The organism is Bradyrhizobium ivorense (assembly GCF_900696085.1).
GTDB lineage: Bacteria > Pseudomonadota > Alphaproteobacteria > Rhizobiales > Xanthobacteraceae > Bradyrhizobium > Bradyrhizobium ivorense.
The window spans coordinates 197,856-217,600 of record NZ_CAADFC020000016.1; the positions used below are offsets into that span (position 1 = coordinate 197,856).

The following is a 19,745-nucleotide window of genomic DNA, read 5'->3' on the forward strand; positions in this document are numbered from 1 at the left end:
TTCGCGAGAGTCAGAAAGCGAACGGAAGCGCCACCGCCGATCCGGCATAGTCCGGCTCAGGCGGGCACGCAGTGATCCCGCATCAGCAGAAAATCACGCGGAGGAAACGCTCCGGGTCCCTTCCATGGCGTCCTCGCCATGGAAGGGCCGGGCCATGCCAATTTAGCCCTTGCCAATTTAGCCTTTTCTGAAGGGATCAGAGCCAGTGAGTGATGCGCATACGACGGAAGTGAACGAAAATCCGAAAGCCGACGGCTTCAATCTGCCCCTGTTCGCCCTGCCCGAAGCGTTCCAGGGCGCTGCGGAGCAAAACGCGACACGGGCCAAACAGCAGATCGACAAGGTGAAGGAGGCGTCGACGGAGGTCGCCCTCCTGCTCAAGGAGGCATACGCAATCAATGCCAAGGGCGCTGCGGATTACGCCGCCAAAGTGATCGAGATATCGAGCACCAATACCAGCTCGGCTCTCGCATTGATGACCGATCTCATCGGCACCAAGTCGCTGTCGGAGGTGATCCAGCTTTCGGCCAACCACGGCCGCAAGAATTTCGAGGTCATCGCCGCGCAGAACAAGGAGCTTTGGGACCTCACGAAGAAGGTCGCGAAGGAAGGCTCCGAGCCCCTCAAGAAGGGCTTTGCAAGGGCGCTGAAGACCCTGTCCTGAGCCGCCCTCGCCCGAAAATCGGCTGGAAGCCAAGCGTTTCCATTGAGAAGGAACGCACTCCGGCCGACGGTGCGCGGGTTCGACAATCTACATTGCGGAGGAGCGAGATGGGCGTGATCATGATCAAGTGCCCGCGGTCGGGACGCGCGATCACAACCGGCATGAACACTGACCGCGAGACATTCCAATGCCGCGCGTTGTTCTTCTCGCGCACCTACTGCACGACCTGTCGCATCACCCACGAGTGGTTCGCCCGGGACGCCTGGGTCTACGAACCCGAGGAGATGCCCAAGGCAGGCTGACGCCAGCCTGCGAACGAGACTCTGATTTCAGTGGCGACTTGTTCGCTCGCCTGCGATACGTGCTCCAGCCTTATCAACATTGGTCCAGGCGTGCCCGTGGGAACGCGTCGGTCCATGCGCCGGCGCGCCACGACTGGACTGTCTCATCCCTTCGGCCGAAACGATGCGATCGATCCTGCTCCGCATGATCTCGTAGCACTCGCAGACGGCAGCCTCGAGCCGTCCCCTGTCCACCTCGATCGAGCTCCGGCGGTTTGATCGGATCGCCCCCGATCCGCGAAGCTTGGACACGACATGGGTCACGGTCGTGCGCCGCACGCCCAGCAACTCCGATAGCGTGTCCTGCGTCAGCGGGAGCGTGTCGTAACCGACCTGATCGTGAACCTGCAAAAGCCAGCGGGCCAGGCGAGCCTCCACCGAGTGCAGCGCATTGCACGCGGCGATGTGTTGGAACTGCACCAACAGCGACCGCATATGGAGCTGCACCGCATCCTCGAGCGCGCGGCTGTGGCTGAGCGCGGCATGAAATCGCGCCGGTGAGATCTGCCATGTTGTCCCGGCCACGCGAACCACCGCCGTCATTGGCGAGCGTATCGACCCGAGTGTCGACAGGACGCCTACCGCCCCCTCATTGCCGACCATCGTCGTCGCGACCGACTGCCCGTTCGGCATGTCCATGACGAACGCGATCAATGCCGTGCAGGGGAAATAGATCTGCTGGACGGGATCACCCGACCGCACCAGCACGACGTCACGCTCGAGCGATATCCTGCGCAGATGGGGCACAAGCAGCTGGAAATCGGCGGGCGACAAGGCCGCCAGGAGACGATTGCCTATGTTCGACCTGCGCTCCATCACGGGGAAACTCCGTGAGGCACGGCTCACTGCGCAAACCAGTCGGGGGCGCCGGGCTGCGCTACGCAACGGACAGACCGCACCGAGAAAGTAGAATACGCCTTAGGGGCAAGAGTTCCAACGGTTTCGGACGACGCACGTCGCCGGGCGGCGCGGCGGCTAGCCTCTGCCGGGCTGTCCGCGAAATCCCGTCGCCAGCACGTAGCGCTCCGACGAATCCTGCCGGCTGGCCGCCGGCTTGACGTGACGCACCGTGGCAAAATCGCGCTTGAGCTGCGCCAGCAGTTCGGCATCGGCGCCGCTCTGGAAGACTTTTGCCAGGAACGCGCCGCCGGGATTGAGCACCTCGCAGGCGAAGTGGGCGGCGGTCTCGACCAGGCCGATGATGCGGAGCTGGTCGGTCTTGCGGTGGCCGGTGGTGTTGGCGGCCATGTCGGACATCACGATGTCGGCGCGGCCGCCCATCATCGCGATCAGCTTTTCCGGCGCGTCATGATCGAGGAAGTCGAGCTGCGCGAAGGTGACGCCGGGGATCTCGCCCATCTCCAGGAGATCGATCGCGACCACCTTGCCCTTGCCGTCGGCTGCTCCCGTGCGTTTCGCCGCGATCTGGCTCCAGCCGCCGGGCGCCGCGCCGAGGTCGACCACCGTCATGCCCGGCTTGAGCATGCGGTACTTGTCGTCGATCTCCAGCAGCTTGAACGCCGCGCGCGAGCGATAGCCCATCGCCTTGGCCTTGGCGACGTAGGGATCGTTGAGCTGGCGCTCCAGCCAGAGTTTTGACGACAGCTTTCGCTTGCCACCGCTCTTGACCGTGACGTGCAGCCGCCCGGTGGTGTCTTTCGCCATGATGGTTCTTGCGTCTCGGTGCGTTGTTACTCCCTCTCCCCGTTCTTACGGGGAGAGGGCTGGGGTGAGGGGCTACTTCCGCATAGACGGTGAGAGATGAGTTCGTGGAGAGTCCCCCTCACCCGTATCGCATTTCATGCGATCCGGCCTCTCCCCGCAGGCGGGGAGAGGCGAAGAAGAAAGCGTCTAGCACGCCCGCAGCGCGCCGTCCTCGCGCATCATCTCGACCAGCATGCCCTCGCGCAGGCCGCGGTCGGCGACGCGCAGCCGCGGCAGCGGGAAGGCATTGCGGATCGCATCGAGGATGGCGCAGCCGGCGAGCACCAGGTCGGCGCGCTCGACGCTGATGCAGTTGTTGTGGACGCGCTGCTCATAGCTCATGCAGAGCAGCTTCTGGATCGTCGCCGTGACGTCGAAATCGTTCATCCAGATGCCGTCGATGCGGCGGCGGTCGTAGCGCGGCAGATTGAGGAACACGCCGGCGAGCGTGGTCACGGTGCCGGAGGTGCCGAGCAAGTGCATGTCGCGCAGATCCTGGCCGTGCTCAGCCGCGAACGGCGCGACGTGCTGGGCGACCTCATCGATCATGCGGGCATACAGATTCGGCGTGACGTTCCTGCCGCCAAAATGCTCCGCCAGCGTAACGACGCCGAGCGGGATCGACATCCACGCCTTGATGCGCGGCGGCGCGTCCGGCGTCGCGGGATCGCGCTCGATCCGCACCAGCTCGGTCGAGCCGCCGCCGATGTCGAACAGGATGGCCCCTCGCCCCCTCGGGTCGAGCAGCGGCGAGCAGCCGATCACGGCCAGCGTCGCCTCGGTCTCGCGGTCGATCACTTCGAGCTTGATGCCGGTCTCGGCGGCGACGCGGGCGCGAAAACTCTCGGCGTTGCCGGCGGCGCGGCAGGCTTCGGTGGCGATCAGCCGCAGCCGGCGCGCCTTGCGATAGCGGATCTTGTCGCTGCAAATCGAGAGCGCGGCGATGGCGCGCTCGATCGCCGCCTCGCTGATGGAACCGGTCGCGGCGATGCCCTCGCCGAGCCGGATGATCCGCGAGAAGGAATCGACCACGCGGAACCCGTCGCCCGCGGGACAGGCGATCAGGAGCCGACAGTTGTTGGTGCCAAGGTCGAGCGCTGCGTAGACACCGGTCTCGGCGCCCGCCGCAGCGAACCTTGACAGGGCTTCGGCGGCCGGAATGCCGTCGCAAAGCCGCACTTCGTCATTCATCAAACTGTCTTTCCGCGGGACCGCGGTTCGAGCCCGCCGAAGAAATTGTCGTTCACGGAAACTTTAGCAGCGCCAAGGGCCTACGCAAACTCTGTTCACATTGGCTCCATGTCCAATCGGGCGTTGTCGTTAAGAGGGGTGTGCGTTATCTCGGGAATGCCCGCAAAACCCACCAAATCCGGGCATTTCAGGTCATTTCCGATGCAAGATCATACGTCGCCCCGCTCGCTCGAGAACTCCATCGCACTGCAAAAACACGGTGTCGGCCAACCGGTCCGACGAAAGGAGGACGACATCCTGGTGCGCGGCAAGGGCCGCTACACCGACGACTTCTCGCTTCCCGGCCAGGCCTACTGCTGGATGGTCCGATCGTCCCATGCCCACGGCATCATCAAGGGCATCAACACGGCGGCCGCCCGCGCGATGCCGGGCGTGCTCGGGGTATGGACCGGCGCCGACCTCGCGGCTGCCGGTTACAAGCCGCTGACCTGCGGGATCCCGTTCAAGAGCCGCGACGGCTCGCCGCTGCTACAGACCAACCGCCCGGTGCTGCCGACCGACAAGGTGCGCTTCGTCGGCGATCCCGTCGCCTTCGTGGTCGCGGAAACCGCGACGCAGGCGCGCGATGCGGCGGAGGCCGTCGAGCTGGACATCGAACCGCTGCCGGCGGTGACCGATGCCGCCGAGGCGGCAAAGCCCGGCGCGCCGCAGCTCTATGACAACATCCCGAACAACGTCGCGCTCGACTACCATTATGGCGATGCCGAGAAGATCGACGCGGCGTTCGCCAGTGCCGCGCACGTCACAAAGCTCGACATCGTCAACACCCGCGTCGCCGTGGTCTCGATGGAGCCGCGCGTCGCGCTTGCCGCCTACGACGGCAAGACCGAGCGCTATACGCTGCAGGTGCCGACCCAGGGCGTGTCCGGCAACAAGGCGATTCTGGCGCGCATCCTCAACGTGGCGCCGGATAAGGTGCGTATCCTCACCGCCAATGTCGGCGGCTCGTTCGGCATGAAGAACCTCAACTATCCCGAATACACCTGCATCGCGCATGCGGCGAAGGCGCTGGGCCGGCCGGTGAAGTGGCTGGACGAGCGCTCGACCAGCTTCCTCTCCGACAGCCACGGCCGCGCGCAGCTGATCCACGCCGAGCTGGCGCTCGATGCCGACGGCAAGTTCCTGGCGGTGCGGCTGTCCGGCTACGGCAATCTCGGCGCCTACATCACCGGCGTCGCGCCGGGGCCGCTGTCGGTCAACACCGGCAAGAACCTGGCCAGCGTCTACCGCACGCCGCTGCTCGGCGTCGACATCAAGACGGTCGTGACCAACACCACGCTGATGGGCGCCTATCGCGGCGCCGGCCGGCCCGAAGCGAACTACTACATGGAGCGGCTGATCGACGCCGCCGCCGACGAGATGGGCATCAACCGCCTCACCTTGCGCAAGCGCAATTTCATCAAGCCGCAGCAGCTGCCGTTCCCGGCCGCGTCAGGCGTGACCTATGACAGCGGCGATTTCGGCGGCGTGTTCCAGAAGGCGCTGGAGATCGCCGACTATGAGAATTTTGCCAGGCGCAAGAAGGAGAGCAGGAAGAACGGCAGGCTGCGCGGCATCGCCGTCGGCTCCTATCTCGAGGTGACCGCGCCGCCGAGCGGCGAGCTCGGCAAGATCAGCTTCGAGCCTGATGGTTCGGTGAAGCTCACCACCGGCACGCTGGATTACGGCCAGGGCCACGCCACGCCGTTCGCGCAGGTGCTGGCGGATCAGCTCGGCGTCCCCTTCGAGAAGATCACGCTGGAGCAGAACGACAGCGACCTCGTCCGCTTCGGCAACGGCACCGGCGGCTCGCGCTCGATCACCGCGACAGGGCAAGCGATCGTGGAAGCCTCCGCGCTGGTGGTCGAGAAGGGCAAGCAGGCCGCGGCGCACGTACTGGAAGCGTCCGAGGCCGACATCGAGTTCGGCGGCGGCCGCTTCACCATCGCCGGCACCGACCGCTCGATCGGCATCATGGAGCTCGCCGAGCGGATGCGCGAAGGCAAGCTGCCCGAGGGCACACCGGATACGCTCGACGTCGACCACGCCACCAAGGAGACTGCGTCGACCTTCCCGAACGGCTGTCACGTCGCCGAGGTCGAGATCGACCCTGATACGGGCGTGATCAGGATCGTGCGCTACGCCGCGGTCAACGACTTCGGCACCGTGGTCAACCCGATGATCGTCGCCGGCCAGCTGCACGGCGGCGTCGCGCAGGGCATCGGCCAGGCGCTGATGGAGGAAGTGAACTACGACGGCTCAGGCCAGCCGATCACCGGCTCGTTCATGGACTACGCGCTGCCGCGCGCCGGCGACGTGCCGTCGATGCAGATCGGCGACCACCCTTCGCCCGCCAAGTCGAACCCGCTGGGGACCAAAGGCTGCGGCGAAGCCGGCTGCGCCGGCAGCCTGGTCTGCATCGTCAATGCGGTGGTCGACGCGCTGTCGGAGTACGGCATCAAGCACATCAACATGCCGCTGACGCCGGAAAAGGTCTGGCGCGCGATCCAGAATGCGAAAAAGACGGCGGCGTAAGGGCGCCCTGCCTGCCGCCAACACCACTGTCATCACCCGCGAAAGCGGGTGATCCAGTATTCCAGAGACAGCTGAGCTTGAGCCGAGAGGCCGCGGCGTACTGGATACCCCGCCTACGCGGGGTATGACAGTTGTGAATGGCGCGAGACCTCGCCCCACCCAATGCGGGTCATGCGCGGGCTTGACCCGCGCATCCATCAATCTACGAAAGACTCTTACGAAGCGGATGGATTGCCGGGTCAAGCCCGGCAATGACAAGATTGAGCTACGCCGCAGCGCAGGTCCCTCCGCTCCCTCGCCCCGCTCTTGCGGGGAGAGGGTTGGGGTGAGGGGCTTCTCTCCGGCCAGCACTGTCGTTGCTATTGACATTGTGCCTTGCCCCTCACCCGGATCGCATCTGCGATGCGATCCGACCTCTCCCCGTCAAGAACGGGGAGAGGTAAAGGGACTACGCTGCCGCCTGCTCGCGCGGCTGTGTGATTGCGATGTGCCAGCAATGCGCCAGCGGGGTGGTGCCGTTGGCGACGACCAGCGCGTCGAGCTCGACGAAGCGGTGGCCCTTCTTGTCGTAGTTGGCGGTGACTTTTGCTCGCGCGGTGAGCTCGTCGCCGATCCTGGCGGCCGACAGCAGTTGCATCCGTGTGCCGACGTGAATCCAGGGGCCGAGGATGGCGTTGTCGACCAAGACCTTGTTCATCACCCGCGGCAAGAGACCGGGATGGCCGAGGCCTTCGCGGAGGTAGATCGGGTCGGTTTCCCTGATGTCGGCGAGATACTCCTTGGCGGCATCGCCGGACCAGTCGCGGGGGATGGTGCCGAGCCATTTGTCCTGCTCGTAGGACGACGCGCTCACCGGCTTGCGCTCGGCGACCGCCGCGACCTGCTGATAGTCGCCGATCGCAAACTTCGGCGCCTCGGCCGGCAGCGAGGCGGTGCCGGTGGCGCAGAGTTCGCCGCGGCTGTGCAGCTCGATCGTCATGCCGTTGCCGGTCTCCCGTCCGGCCAGCTCCGCGATCTCGCCATCATAGACCGGCTTGACGAAGCGCGCCTCGATCAGGCCGCGCTCCAGGAAATCGCGGCCCCATGTCTCGACCGGCAGGTGCATCATGTAGGCCATGACGTCGACGCCGGGCACCAAGCCACCGGAAAAGCCGAATTTCCGCGCCACCGTGTCGTCGTGAATCTTGTTCTCGGACAGTTTTGAGGTGTTGTACGCCGAGACGCGGTAGGTCTGCGAAGGCATGCGGTTTCCCCTTATTTTGGTGGTTTTTCTGATGCAATCGTAGTCGAACCGAACACTGTGGCAAGCCTCTCGTTTTGCTCGCAATTTTCCGCACGATGGAGTACACGGGGCGCGCCTGCCAACCGTTGAATCGATGATCGAAAGCACAGCCCCCACCCGCATCTATGTCGATGCCGACGCCTGCCCGGTGAAGGACGAGATCTATCGCGTCGCGATCCGGCTCGGCGTTCCCGTCAGCGTGGTCGCGGGCAATTTCATCCGCGTGCCGCAGGATCCGCTGATCGAGCGCATCGCGGCAGGCGCCGCGATGGATGCCGCCGACGACTGGATCGCGGAACGCGCCCATGCCGGCGACGTCGTGATCACCGCTGATATCCCGCTGGCGAGCCGCTGCGTGAAGGCCGGCGCCGAGGTGATTGCGCCGAATGGCAAGCCGTTCACCGAGCAGTCGATCGGCATGACGCTGGCGGTGCGCAACCTGATGACCGATTTGCGATCGTCGGGCGAAGTTACGGGCGGACCGAAATCGTTCTCGCCGCGCGACCGCTCGACCTTCATCTCGACGCTCGACCAGACCATCCGCCGCATCCAGCGCCGCCGCGCCGAGCAGGCGGCGAACCAGGGTTAGCGCGATGGCTCCGCCTCTCATCCAGCTCAAGGACATCAGCCTGACCTTTGGCGGCACGCCGCTGCTCACGGGCGTCGAGCTGTCGGTCTCCGCGGGCGAGCGCGTCTGCCTGATCGGCCGCAACGGGTCCGGCAAATCGACGTTGCTGCGGATTGCTGCCGGGCTCGTCGAGCCTGACGCCGGCAGCCGCTTCGTGCAGCCGGGCGCCACCATCCGCTACCTGCCGCAGGAGCCGGATTTCGGTGACCACAAGACGACGCTGTCCTATGTAGAAGCCGGCCTCGGCCCCGGCGACGACCACTACCAGGCGCGCTATCTGCTCGAGCAGCTCGGCCTCACCGGCGAGGAAGACCCCGCGCACGTCTCCGGCGGCGAGGCGCGGCGCGCGGCGCTCGCTCGCGTGCTGGCGCCCTCGCCCGACATCCTGCTGCTGGACGAGCCGACCAACCATCTCGATCTGCCGACCATCGAATGGCTGGAGGCCGAGCTGGAGAGCCGCCGCTGCGCGCTGGTGCTGATCAGCCACGACCGCCGCTTCCTCACCAACCTGTCGCGCAGCACGGCCTGGCTCGACCGCGGCCAGATCAGGCAGATCGACCGCGGCTTTGGCGCCTTCGAGGCCTGGCGCGACGAGGTCTTGGACGAGGAAGAGCGCGAGCAGCACAAGCTCGACCGCAAGATCGTCAACGAGGAGCATTGGCTGCGCCACGGCGTCTCCGGCCGCCGCAAGCGCAACGTCAAGCGGCTCGGCAACCTGTTTGCGCTGCGCGACCAGCGCCGCAACTATCGCGGCGCCACCGGCAACGCCACCCTCACCGCTTCGGAGGCCGACAAGTCCGGACGCCTCGTGATCGAGGCGAAGAACATCAGCAAGGCGTTCGGCGACCGCGTGATCGTCGACGGCTTTTCCACCCGAATCCAGCGCGGGGACCGGCTCGGCATCGTCGGCCCGAACGGCGCCGGCAAGACCACGCTGGTGCATCTTCTGATCGGCAACGATCCGCCCGATAGCGGCTCGGTGCGGCTCGGCGCGAATATCGAGATGGCGACGCTGGACCAGCATCGCGAAAGCCTCGATCCGAAGCTGACGCTGGCGGAGGCTTTGACCGGCGGCCGCGGCGATCACGTGATGGTCGGCGACAAGCCGAAGCATGTGATCGGCTACATGAAGGATTTTCTGTTCGCGCAGGAGCAGCGCGGCACGCCGCTGGAGGCGCTGTCCGGCGGCGAGCGCGGCCGGCTGATGCTGGCACGCGCGCTGGCAAAACCGTCGAACCTGCTGGTGCTGGACGAACCAACCAACGACCTTGATCTCGAAACCCTCGACGTGCTCGAGGAAATGCTCGGCGACTACGAGGGCACGGTGATCCTGATCAGCCATGACCGCGATTTTCTCGATCGTGTCGTGACCTCGGTGGTGGTGCCCGAAGGTCAGGGCCGCTGGATCGAATATGCCGGCGGCTATTCGGACATGCTGGCGCAGCGCGGCACTGACGTGAAGCGCGAGACGGTGAAGGCGCAGGCCACCGTCGAAGAGAAGAAAGAAGCGAAAGTCGCGGCGCCCGAAGCGGCACCCAGACGCCGGCTGAGCTTCAACGAGAAGCACGCGCTGGAAACGCTGCCGAAGACGATCGACAAGCTGCACGCCGAGATCGCAAAGCAGCAGAAGCTGCTCGACGACCCGAACCTTTACAGCAAGGATCGCAAGACATTCGACGCCGCATCGGCAGCGATCGCCAAGGCGCAGGAAGAATTGACCGCCGCGGAAGATCGCTGGCTCGAGTTAGAGGTGCTGCGCGAGGAGATCGAACAGGCCTAGCTATTTCCACCGTCATTGCGAGGAGCGATAGCGACGAAGCAATCCATCGACCCGTTATGCCGAGCCATGGATTGCTTCGCTCCGCTCGCAATGACGAAAAACAAACTGGAGACGCCCCGATGACCACGCCCCTCGCCGCCAAGATCGCCAAGGAGTACGGCACGCCCTGCGCCGTGATCGACATGGACAAGGTCGAGCGCAACATCGCGCGCATCCAGGCCGCCTGCGATGCCGCCGGGATCGCCAACCGTCCGCACATCAAGACCCACAAGAACCCGACCCTGGCGCAGCTGCAGATCAAGGCAGGCGCAAAGGGCATCACCTGCCAGAAGCTCGGCGAGGCCGAGATCATGGCCGATGCCGGGATCGACAACATTCTGATCTCCTACAATCTGCTCGGCGACGAGAAGATGGCGCGGCTCGGCGCGCTGCAGGGCAAGGCGAATGTCACCGTCGCGGCCGACAACTCGGTCGTGGTCGGCGACCTGCCGAAGGCCGCCGCCGCATCGGGTCGTCCGCTCTCGGTGGTGGTCGAATGCGACACCGGGCGCAAGCGCGCCGGCGTCGAGACGCCGGCCGAGGCAATCGCGCTGGCGCGCGAGATCGCGGGCTCAAAAGGCCTGAGCTTCGCGGGCTTCATGCTGTATCCGACCGAGACCGGCTGGGTCGATGCGCAAAAGTTCTACGACGAGGCGCTGGCCGGCGTCCGCGCGCACGGCCTCGATGCCAGCATCGTCTCGACCGGCGGCACGCCGAACCTGAAGAACCTCGGCAAGCTGAAGGGCGGCACCGAGCACCGCTTCGGCACCTACATCTACAACGACCGCATGCAGGTCGCGGCCGGCGTCGCCACCTGGGACGACTGCGCGCTGCATATCTATTCCACCGTCGTCAGCCGCGCCGGCCCCGAACGCGGCATCCTCGATGCCGGCTCCAAGACGCTGACCACGGATACCGGCGGGCTCGAAGGCCACGGCCTGATTCTCGAACATCCCGAGGCCAAGATCGCCCGCTTTGCCGAGGAGCACGGCTTTCTCGATCTCTCCCGCAGCAACACCCGCCCCAACGTCGGTGATGTCGTGCGCATCGTGCCCAACCACGTCTGCGTCGTCGTCAACATGATGGACGAGGTCGTGATGGTGCGCGGCGAGGAGATCATCGGCACGCTGCCGATCGCGGCACGCGGAAAGCTGCGGTAGCCGCACACGCCCGCGCATCCTTCGAGGCTCGCCCAGCAGCGCAAATTGCGCTGCAAGGCTCGCACCTCCAGCGACAAAGGCGAAGCCTTTGCGCGGGGATGACGCTCTCTCGAAGCCGCCGTCACCCTGAGAGGGTGTGAAGCTTTGTCCTCACCACCGCTGTCATCGCCCGGCTCGACCGGGCGATCCAGTACGCCGCGGCCCCTCGCTTCTATCACCGGCGTCTCTGGAATACTGGATCACCCGGTCAAGCCGGGTGATGACACCGAGCAAGCTGAGCAAACCAACACCGTCACCCTGAGGTGCCGGAGCGCAGCGGAGGCCTCGAAGGGCGGCGGCGGATGCAGATCGCGCTGCCCACAAACCTCGCTACCCCCGGAGCAGCGCCTGCAACTCCCGCTCCAGCGCTGTGCGAAACACCTCGATCGGCCGCGCCAGGCGGCCGGCCGGCGGGCGATGCACGATCCAGGCGCGAACCGCGGGATTGAAATCGGCGATCTTCACGATCTTGAGCTTGCTGCGCAGCGCGCTGCGCTTCAGTGCCACCGGCGTAACGAGGCCGACGCCGAGCCCGCGCGCCACCAGCGACAGCCTCAGCTCGCTGTCGAGCGCCTCGACCGCGACGTTGAACGGCAGATGCGCCGCATCGAAGTGGCGCTTCAGCACCTGGCGAAAGCCGCAACCGTCCTGGTTGATCACCCAGCCGATCCGCGACAGCCATTCGAGATCGACCGACTTCGGCGTCTTCATGTCGCGCGCGACCACGAACACCACCGGCTGCGCGCCGAGATCGTCAGCGACGAGATCGGCCGGCGGCGCCACGCCGTCGGGCAGGCAGATCGCGGCCGCATCGAGCTCGTTGCGGCTGACGCGCTCTGCATGATGCGGCGACCAGCCGGAGACGACGCGCACCGCGAGCGCGGGAAATTCGCCGCGCACGGCGTCGAGCGGCCCGGTCAGCCCCGCCTCCGACAAAAACGGCGTCAGGCCGAGCCTGAACTCGCCGCGCACCACGCCGTCGTTCGCCACCCCGGTCTTGAGGTCGTCGAGCATGCGCAGCACGCGGCGGCCCTGCTCATAGGCCTCGACACCGGCCGCCGTCGGCTTCAGCGGTTTTGACAGCCGGTCGAGCAGCTGCGCGCCCAGCATCTCCTCGAGGTTCTGGATCCGACGCGTCACCCCGGGCTGCGTCAGGTTGAGCCGCGCCGAGGCCGCGACGATCGATCCGGTCTCGACCACCGCGACGAACGCGACCAGGTCATGGGTGTTCATAACAATCTCGCATATTCTTTATTGGCTTATTTGAATTGTAGCATATTAGCCCGATCCCCTAAAGGGGCCTCGCAATCACCTCGCGAGGTTCCATGACCATCTCCGACGCCACGAAGCTTTCACCCGCCGGCGCGGTCTCCGTGCGCCCGCTGATCTGGATCGGCGCCATCACCACCGGCACCGTCGTCACCAACCTCTTCGCGCCACAAATCCTCGTCGGCCTGATCGGCAACTCGCTCGGCATGACCGCGTTACAGGCCGGCCTTATCTCGACGCTGACCCTGCTCGGCTATGCGCTGGGGCTGCTGCTCTTGGTGCCACTGGTCGACCTCGTCGAGAACAAGCGGCTGATCCTGCGCACGCTCGGCTGCGCCATCGTGGCAGCGGGCGGCACCGCGCTGGCGCCGACGCCGCTGATCCTGCTCGTTGCAACCTTCATCCTCGGCGCGTCCTGCGCGGCGATCCAGATGGTGGTGCCGCTGGTGGCCTCGATGGTGCCGCCGGAGCGCCGCGGACAGGCGATCGGCGACGTCATGAGCGGATTGATGATCGGCATCCTGCTGTCGCGGCCGCTGGCCAGCCTGATCGCGGATGCCTGGGACTGGCGCGGCTATTACGTCACGTCAGCCGTCCTGATGACGGTGCTGGCCGGCGCATTGGCACGCACGCTGCCGACGCTGCAGCCCGCGGCGCAGGTCGGCTACGGCGCGCTGCTGCGCTCGTTCCCAAGACTGCTGCGCGAGGAGCCGGTGCTGCGTGTCCGCGCATGGACCGCGGCGTTGGTGATGGCGTCGTTCACCGCGTTCTGGGCGGCGGTCGCGCTGCGCCTGCCCGACGCGCCGTTCCACCTCGACGCCAGGGGCATCGCGCTGTTCGCCCTGATCGGGGTCGCCGGCGCGGTGGCGACGCCGCTGGCGGGCCGCTGGGGCGACCGCGGCTATGCGCGGCCGATGCTGATCGGCTCGCATCTCATGATCATCGGCGCGCTGGCGCTGTGCGCCTGGGCCGCCGTGCTGGAGTCGCGGATCGCAGCGCTGCTGGCGCTGAGCGTCGGCACCATCCTGCTCGATCTCGGCATCTCCACGGATCAGACGCTCGGCCGCCGCGCAGTCAACCTGCTGCGGCCCGAGGCGCGCGGCCGGATCAACGGCCTGTTCGTGGCGTTGTTCTTCATCGGCGGCGCCGTTGGCGCTGCCGCCGCCTCCGCGGCCTGGAGCTTTGGCAGCTGGACCATGGTCTGCGTGGTCGCCGGCGCCTTCGGCGTGCTCGGCCTCATCACGGACATCGCGACGAAGACCGGATCGTCGTGATCCTATCCATCTTGCGGATCGAGCCACCTCAGCGCGCCCCTCCCGGCGGCCACGCCGGTCGCGAATGACGCCTGCAGCAGATAGCCGCCGGTCGGCGCTTCCCAGTCCAGCATCTCGCCGGCAGCGAAGACGCCCGGTAGCTTCCGCAGCATGAAGTGCTCGTCGAGCTCGGCGAAGCTGATGCCGCCGGCACTCGAGATCGCGCGCGCGATCGGTGCCACACCCGTCAACCGAACCGGAATTGCGTCGATCAACTGCGCGAGCTCTGCCGGCGAGAACGATGCCAGCGGCCGGCCGGACGCAATGGCTGCCTCCTGCGTCAGGCCGATGCCGACAGGAGAGAGTTGCGCCGCCTTGCGCAGGAAATTCGCCAGCGACTGCTTGCCGCGCGTCCCCGACAGGCGCCTGGTCAGCGCGGCGACGTCGAGGTCCGGCCGCAGCGCGACCGTCAGTGTCGCCTGCCCGACACCGAGCACCGCGTCGCGCAGCTCAGCCGATAATGCATAGATCGCGCCGCCTTCGATGCCGGAGCGGGTGATGATCGCCTCGCCTCGCACGGTGTGCGCTCCGATCGTCAGCCCGACGCCCTTGAGCGGCTGGCCCTCGAAGCGATCACGGAAGATATTTGACCAAGCGACGGTGAAACCGGAATTGGCCGCGCGCATCGGCGCGATGGCGATGCCCTTCGCGGCGAGGATTACCGTCCACGCGCCGTCGGAGCCGAGCCGCGGCCAGCTCGCGCCGCCGAGCGCAAGCACCGTCGCATCGGCCTTGACCGCGCGCGGACCATCCGGCGTTGCGAACAGCAGCCCGCCGGACTCGTCCCAGCCGAGCCAGCGATGCCGGAATGCAAAACGCACCCCCGCGCCATCGAGCCGCCGCAGCCAGGCACGCAGCAGCGGCGAAGCCTTGAACGCCTTTGGAAACACGCGGCCGCTCGAGCCGACGAAGGTCGGCTGCCCCAGCGCCTCGGTCCAGGTGCGCAACGCATTTGGCGGAAACGCCTCGATCGCCGCCTTGAGATGCGGCATCGCCTCGCGGTAACGCGCGAGAAAATCCGGCAGCGGTTCGGAGTGGGTGAGATTGAGCCCGCCGCGGCCAGCCATCAAGAATTTGCGCCCCGCCGACGGCATCGCGTCGTAGACGGTGACGTCGGCGCCGCCCTGCGCCAGCACCTCGGCCGCCATCAGGCCGGCGGGGCCGGCGCCGATGATGGCGGCTTGTTTGGCGGAAGAGGAGGACATGGCGTGAGTGTAGGCCCAGCTCGGCGCCACGACAAAAGCGTCATTCCGGGATGGTGCGGAAGCACCAGACCCGGAATCTCGAGATTCCGGGTTCGCGCTCCGCGCGCCCCGGAATGACGGGACCTACAGCTTGATCCCCGCCCTTGCCGCCGCCTGCGCCACGTATTTCTGCGTCTGCTCGAAGGCGCCCTGCAGCGCCTTGGCGGTCGACATGTTGCCGATCTCGGCAAAGTTTGCGGCGATCGCGTCGGGCGTCCATTCCGATTGCGGCAGGTTGACGCCTTCGGTCTCCAGCACCTTGATCACGGCGAACGAGCCGGCGCCGGCACCCATGATGGTGCGGGTCGGCGCGTCTTCGCTGAGCAAAAATTCCACCGCCGGGGTGATCGCTTCCGGCCGCATCAGTTGCAGCGCCTGCGGCGGCAGCAACTCTTCGGTCATGCGGGTCGCCGCGGTCGGCGAGATGGTGTTGACCTTGATGTTGTTCTTGCGGCCCTCTTCGGCCAGCACATTCATCAGGCCGACCATGCCGGCCTTCGCGGCACCGTAATTGGCCTGGCCGAAATTGCCGAACAGGCCGGACGACGAGGTCGTCAGCACGATGCGGCCGTAGTTGCGCTCGCGCATGCCGGCCCACACCGCCTTGCAGCAGTAGAAGGTGCCGGTCAGATGCACGCCGAGCACCTTGTCCCAGTCGGCGACCTCGAGCTTTGCGAATGACTTGTCGCGCAGGATGCCGGCATTGGCGCAGAGCAGGTCGACGCTGCCCCACTCCTTGGTGGCGCGTTCGACCATCGCGGTGACCTGCTCGAAATTGGAGACGTCGGCGCCGTCGGCCATCGCGGTGCCGCCGGCTTTGCGAATTTCCTCGACCACGGCTTCGGCCGGCGACAGCGAAGCGCCGGTCCCGTCGCGCGCGCCGCCGAAATCATTGACCACCACCTTGGCGCCGCGGCTGGCCAGCCCCAGCGCATGCGCCCGCCCAAGACCATTGCCCGCGCCGGTGACGATAGCGACGCGTCCGTCAAACCTGATTGCCATTGTCGGTTCCTGCTGTTCTTCCCTTCTCCCCTTGTGGGAGAAGGTGGCGCGAAGCGCCGGATGAGGGGTATCTCTCCGCAGATGAGCTCGCGGAGAGATACCCCTCACCCGGCTTCGTCTCGCTTCCGCTCGATTGCGCCACCCTCTCCCACAAGGGGAGAGGGTGCACCGCCCGGGCGGCCTGAAAAGTTGGAGACGTTTTGAGCAGCGATGGATGGCCGGGTCAAGCCCGGCCGTGACGGCCAAGGGGTGGCCGAAACTAGTTGAAATAGATCAAACCGAGCCAGTCGGCGACCAGCGCCGGCTTCTCCTCGCCCTCGATCTCGACCGTGACGCTGGTGCGTGACAGCAGCTCCTTCGGCTTGCGCAAGGTCGCCTCGGCGAGCACGAAACGGCCGCGGACGCGCTTGCCGGAGCGGACCGGCGAGAGGAAGCGGAGCTTGTCAAAACCGTAGTTGACGCCCATCGCGGTGCCCTCGACGACCGGCATCACCTCGTAGGACATGATCGACATCAGCGACATCGTCAGAAAGCCGTGCGCGATCGTGGTGCCGAAGGCGGTCTCCTTCTTCGCCCGCTCGGGATCGACATGGATGAACTGATGATCCTCGATCACCCCGGCATAGGTGTCGATACGGCCCTGATCGATCAGGTGCCAGGACGACACGCCGATCTCCTTGCCGACCATGCCCTGGTAGGTTTCCAGCGACACCGGCGGCTTCTTCCAGACTTCGTTCATTGATCAGCTCTCCGATCCGGCCGTCCGCACCCTCTGCAGCTCCGGAAATTCTTCCTCGCGGAACTCTTTTCCGCGCAATGCATCGCTCCGGTTATCGTCATGTTCGAGCCGGCGCAACTGCACGCGGCGGATTTTTCCGGAGATCGTCTTCGGCAGCTCGGTGACCAGCTCGAGCTTGCGGATGCGCTTGAACGGCGCCAGCCGCGTGTGCAGGTGCTTGAAGATCGACAGCGCCGTCTCCGGCGTGCGCTCGACGCCGGCCACCAACAGCACATAGGCCTTCGGGATCGCGAGCCGGATCGGATCCGGGCTCGGCACCACCGCGGCTTCCGCAACCGCATCGTGCTCGAGCAGCACGCTCTCCAGCTCGAACGGCGAGATGCGGTAATCGGAGGATTTGAACACGTCGTCGGTGCGGCCGACGAAGGTGAGATAGCCCTCCTCGTCGGTGAACACGACGTCGCCGCTGCGATAGATCTCGCCGTCGGCACCAACGAGCTTGCCGTCGTCGCCCTGGTAGCCCTGCATCAACCCGGCCGGCCGGTCAGCGCCGAGCAGCAAGGTCACCTCGCCCTCGGTGGCGGCATGGCCGTCATTGTCGGTGACCTGGACGCGATAGCCCGGCAGCGGCCGGCCCATCGAGCCGACCTTCACCTTTTGCCCAGGCGAGTTGCCGGCGAGCGCGGTGGTCTCGGTCTGGCCGTAGCCGTCGCGGATGGTCAGGCCCCAGGCCGCCTGCACCTGGTCGATCACTTCGGGATTGAGCGGCTCGCCGGCGCCGCAGACCTCGCGCAGGGAGACCTTGAAGCTCGAAAGCTGCTCCTGGATGAACAGACGCCACACCGTCGGCGGCGCGCACAGTGTGGTGACGCCGCAACGGCCGATAGTGGCGAGCAAGCCCTTGGCGTCGAAGCGCGGCTGGTTGACCACGAACACGCACGCGCCGGCATTCCAGGGCGCAAAGAAGCAGCTCCAGGCATGCTTGGCCCAGCCCGGTGAGGAGATGTTGAGATGGACGTCGCCGGGCTGCAGCCCGATCCAGTACATGGTCGAGAGATGGCCGACCGGATAGCTGCGCTGGCTGTGCCGCACCAGTTTTGGTTTGGCCGTGGTGCCCGAGGTGAAATAGAGCAGCATCGGGTCGTCGGCCTTGGTCGGGCCGTCGGGCGTGAACGCCTCGGGTGCCTTCGCCGAATCCTCGAACGACAGCCAGCCGTCGTATGTTTGCGTCGCGCCGACCACGATGCGCGCGAGCTTCTCGCTGCCGAGGCCCACGAACTTCGCGACCTGGTCCTGGGTCGCCACCACGGCCTTGGCGCGTCCGCGGTCGAGCCGGTCGCGCAGTTCATCCGGGGTCAGCAGCGTGGTCGCAGGGATCACGACGACGCCGAGCTTCATCGCCGCCAGCATGGTCTCCCACAGCGGCACGACATTGCCGAGCAAGAGCAGCAGATGATCGCCGCGCTGCAGCCCCTGGGCGCGCAGAAAGCTCGCCACCTGGTTGGAGCGGCGCGACAACTCGGCGAAGGAGAGCTTGGTTTCGTTGCCGCTGGCAGCATCGACGATCCACAGCGCCGGACGCTCGCGGCTATCGGCAGCGCGTCCCAGCTCGTCGAACCAATCCAGCGCCCAGTTGAACGGCACCGGATCCGGCCAGCGAAACTCCCTCACCGCGACCTCGTAGTCGGTGCGATGCTCAAGCAGAAAAGCGCGTGCGTCCTGGAATGTGGTCATCTTCGTCCCAGCCCGTCGAATGTACGTTCAACGTAGCCCGGATGGAGCGCAGCGCAATCCGGGTTCGGTCGCGCAAGCTGGCAAGCTTGTCCCGGATTTCGCTGCGCTCCATCCGGGTTACGGCGGAGCCCCGCTATTTGCCAGCGAGGCCGCGAACGTGCTGGATAATCCCGGAAAAGTCGACCCCACCATGGCCGGACGCGTCGAAGGTCTTATAGAGCTCCTGCGCATGCTTGCCGAGCGGCGTCACCGCGCCTGCGGCATTCGCCGCGTCCTGCGCCAAGGTCAGGTCCTTCACCATCAGGTTGGAGGCAAAACCCGGCTTGTAATCGTTGTTGGCCGGCGAGGTCGGCACCGGGCCGGGAACCGGGCAATAGGTGGTCAGCGACCAGCATTGCCCCGACGAGGTCGAGGCGACGTCGAACAGCGCCTGATGCGACAGGCCGAGCTTTTCGGCCAGCACGAAGGCTTCGCCGACCGCGATCATGGAGATGCCGAGGATCATGTTGTTGCAGATCTTGGCCGCCTGCCCGGCGCCGCCGCCGCCGCAATGCACGATCTTCTTGCCCATGTTGGCGAGCACCGGCTGCGCCGCCGCGAACGCCTTGGCCTCGCCGCCGCACATGAAGGTCAGCGTCGCGCCCTTGGCGCCGCCGGTGCCGCCGGATACCGGCGCATCGACCGAGGCCATGCCGTGCTTGGCCGCCAGCGCATGCGCCTGCTTGGCGCTCTCGACGTCGATGGTCGAGCAATCGATGATCAGCGTGCCCTTGCTCATCGCGGGCAGCACCTCGTTCCAGACGCCGAGCACGTGCTTGCCGGCCGGCAGCATGGTGATGACGACATCGGCGCCCTTCACCGCGCTGGCGCCGCTGTCGGCGATCGCGGCACCATCGCTCTTGGCCTGATCCCGCGAGGCCGCGACCAGATCGAACGCCGTCACCTTGTGGCCGGCCTTGACCAGATTGGCCGCCATCGGCCCGCCCATATTGCCGAGCCCAATGAATGCGACTGCTGCCATGACGGTTCTCCCCTTGCGACG

General features: G+C 66.3%; 17 protein-coding genes. 7 read left to right on the forward strand and 10 right to left on the reverse strand.

Features of this window, described 5'->3' with window-relative positions; all coding sequences use genetic code 11:
* Positions 1–205 precede the first annotated feature (205 nt).
* Complete coding sequence (locus CI41S_RS20800; RefSeq protein WP_172626881.1) at positions 206–664, forward strand: phasin family protein; 459 nt, start codon at positions 206–208, stop codon at positions 662–664.
* A gap of 107 nt (positions 665–771) precedes the next feature.
* Complete coding sequence (locus tag CI41S_RS20805; RefSeq protein ID WP_139861371.1) at positions 772–966, forward strand: hypothetical protein; 195 nt, start codon at positions 772–774, stop codon at positions 964–966.
* 27 nt (positions 967–993) lie between these two features.
* Here the strand turns inward: CI41S_RS20805 and CI41S_RS20810 are convergent, their stop codons facing one another.
* From CI41S_RS20810 to CI41S_RS20820, 3 genes are all read right to left on the reverse strand, one after another.
* A complete protein-coding gene (locus CI41S_RS20810; RefSeq protein ID WP_172628190.1) occupies positions 994–1,821 on the reverse strand; it encodes a Crp/Fnr family transcriptional regulator in 828 nt (275 codons plus the stop codon).
* A 159-nt stretch (positions 1,822–1,980) separates the two neighbouring features.
* A complete protein-coding gene (locus tag CI41S_RS20815; protein ID WP_139482946.1) occupies positions 1,981–2,670 on the reverse strand; it encodes an RlmE family RNA methyltransferase in 690 nt (229 codons plus the stop codon).
* Positions 2,671–2,856: 186 nt separating this feature from the next.
* Positions 2,857–3,900: a Ppx/GppA phosphatase family protein gene (locus CI41S_RS20820; RefSeq protein ID WP_139484131.1), complete on the reverse strand. Its 1,044-nt coding sequence runs from the start codon at positions 3,898–3,900 to the stop codon at positions 2,857–2,859.
* A 201-nt stretch (positions 3,901–4,101) separates the two neighbouring features.
* On the opposite strand from CI41S_RS20820, the gene CI41S_RS20825 reads away from it, so the two are divergent.
* Positions 4,102–6,474: a xanthine dehydrogenase family protein molybdopterin-binding subunit gene (locus CI41S_RS20825; protein ID WP_139861373.1), complete on the forward strand. Its 2,373-nt coding sequence runs from the start codon at positions 4,102–4,104 to the stop codon at positions 6,472–6,474.
* 448 nt (positions 6,475–6,922) lie between these two features.
* On the opposite strand, the gene CI41S_RS20830 is transcribed toward CI41S_RS20825, so the two are convergent.
* Entirely contained in the window at positions 6,923–7,717 is a 795-nt protein-coding gene (locus CI41S_RS20830; RefSeq protein ID WP_139861374.1) for a hotdog family protein, read from the reverse strand.
* A gap of 133 nt (positions 7,718–7,850) precedes the next feature.
* On the opposite strand from CI41S_RS20830, the gene CI41S_RS20835 reads away from it, so the two are divergent.
* From CI41S_RS20835 to CI41S_RS20845, 3 genes are all read left to right on the forward strand, one after another.
* Positions 7,851–8,345 (forward strand): YaiI/YqxD family protein, encoded by a 495-nt coding sequence (locus tag CI41S_RS20835; protein WP_139861375.1) that lies wholly within the window; start codon positions 7,851–7,853, stop codon positions 8,343–8,345.
* 4 nt (positions 8,346–8,349) lie between these two features.
* The gene (locus tag CI41S_RS20840) at positions 8,350–10,164 is read left to right on the forward strand and encodes an ABC-F family ATP-binding cassette domain-containing protein (RefSeq protein WP_139861376.1); all 1,815 of its coding nucleotides are present in this window, start codon (positions 8,350–8,352) and stop codon (positions 10,162–10,164) included.
* Between the two features lie 119 nt (positions 10,165–10,283).
* A complete protein-coding gene (locus tag CI41S_RS20845) occupies positions 10,284–11,363 on the forward strand; it encodes a D-TA family PLP-dependent enzyme (protein WP_139861377.1) in 1,080 nt (359 codons plus the stop codon).
* A gap of 369 nt (positions 11,364–11,732) precedes the next feature.
* Here the strand turns inward: CI41S_RS20845 and CI41S_RS20850 are convergent, their stop codons facing one another.
* A complete protein-coding gene (locus CI41S_RS20850) occupies positions 11,733–12,635 on the reverse strand; it encodes a LysR family transcriptional regulator (protein WP_139861378.1) in 903 nt (300 codons plus the stop codon).
* Between the two features lie 92 nt (positions 12,636–12,727).
* Between CI41S_RS20850 and CI41S_RS20855 the strand changes: the two genes are divergently transcribed.
* Positions 12,728–13,945 carry an MFS transporter gene (locus CI41S_RS20855; RefSeq protein WP_139861379.1) on the forward strand — a complete coding sequence of 406 codons (1,218 nt, stop codon included), beginning with the start codon at positions 12,728–12,730 and terminating at the stop codon, positions 13,943–13,945.
* A gap of 2 nt (positions 13,946–13,947) precedes the next feature.
* On the opposite strand, the gene CI41S_RS20860 is transcribed toward CI41S_RS20855, so the two are convergent.
* The 5 genes from CI41S_RS20860 to mmsB all read right to left on the reverse strand — a co-directional run bounded on the left by CI41S_RS20860 (position 13,948) and on the right by mmsB (position 19,724).
* Positions 13,948–15,189 carry a BaiN/RdsA family NAD(P)/FAD-dependent oxidoreductase gene (locus CI41S_RS20860; RefSeq protein ID WP_139861380.1) on the reverse strand — a complete coding sequence of 414 codons (1,242 nt, stop codon included), beginning with the start codon at positions 15,187–15,189 and terminating at the stop codon, positions 13,948–13,950.
* Between the two features lie 123 nt (positions 15,190–15,312).
* The gene (locus tag CI41S_RS20865; protein ID WP_139484122.1) at positions 15,313–16,230 is read right to left on the reverse strand and encodes an SDR family NAD(P)-dependent oxidoreductase; all 918 of its coding nucleotides are present in this window, start codon (positions 16,228–16,230) and stop codon (positions 15,313–15,315) included.
* A gap of 259 nt (positions 16,231–16,489) precedes the next feature.
* The gene (locus CI41S_RS20875) at positions 16,490–16,969 is read right to left on the reverse strand and encodes a MaoC family dehydratase (protein WP_139861382.1); all 480 of its coding nucleotides are present in this window, start codon (positions 16,967–16,969) and stop codon (positions 16,490–16,492) included.
* Positions 16,970–16,972: 3 nt separating this feature from the next.
* Positions 16,973–18,703, reverse strand: coding sequence for an AMP-binding protein (locus tag CI41S_RS20880; protein ID WP_139861383.1), 1,731 nt, complete (start codon positions 18,701–18,703; stop codon positions 16,973–16,975).
* A gap of 133 nt (positions 18,704–18,836) precedes the next feature.
* Positions 18,837–19,724: a 3-hydroxyisobutyrate dehydrogenase gene (gene mmsB / locus CI41S_RS20885; protein ID WP_139861384.1), complete on the reverse strand. Its 888-nt coding sequence runs from the start codon at positions 19,722–19,724 to the stop codon at positions 18,837–18,839.
* Positions 19,725–19,745: the final 21 nt, after the last annotated feature.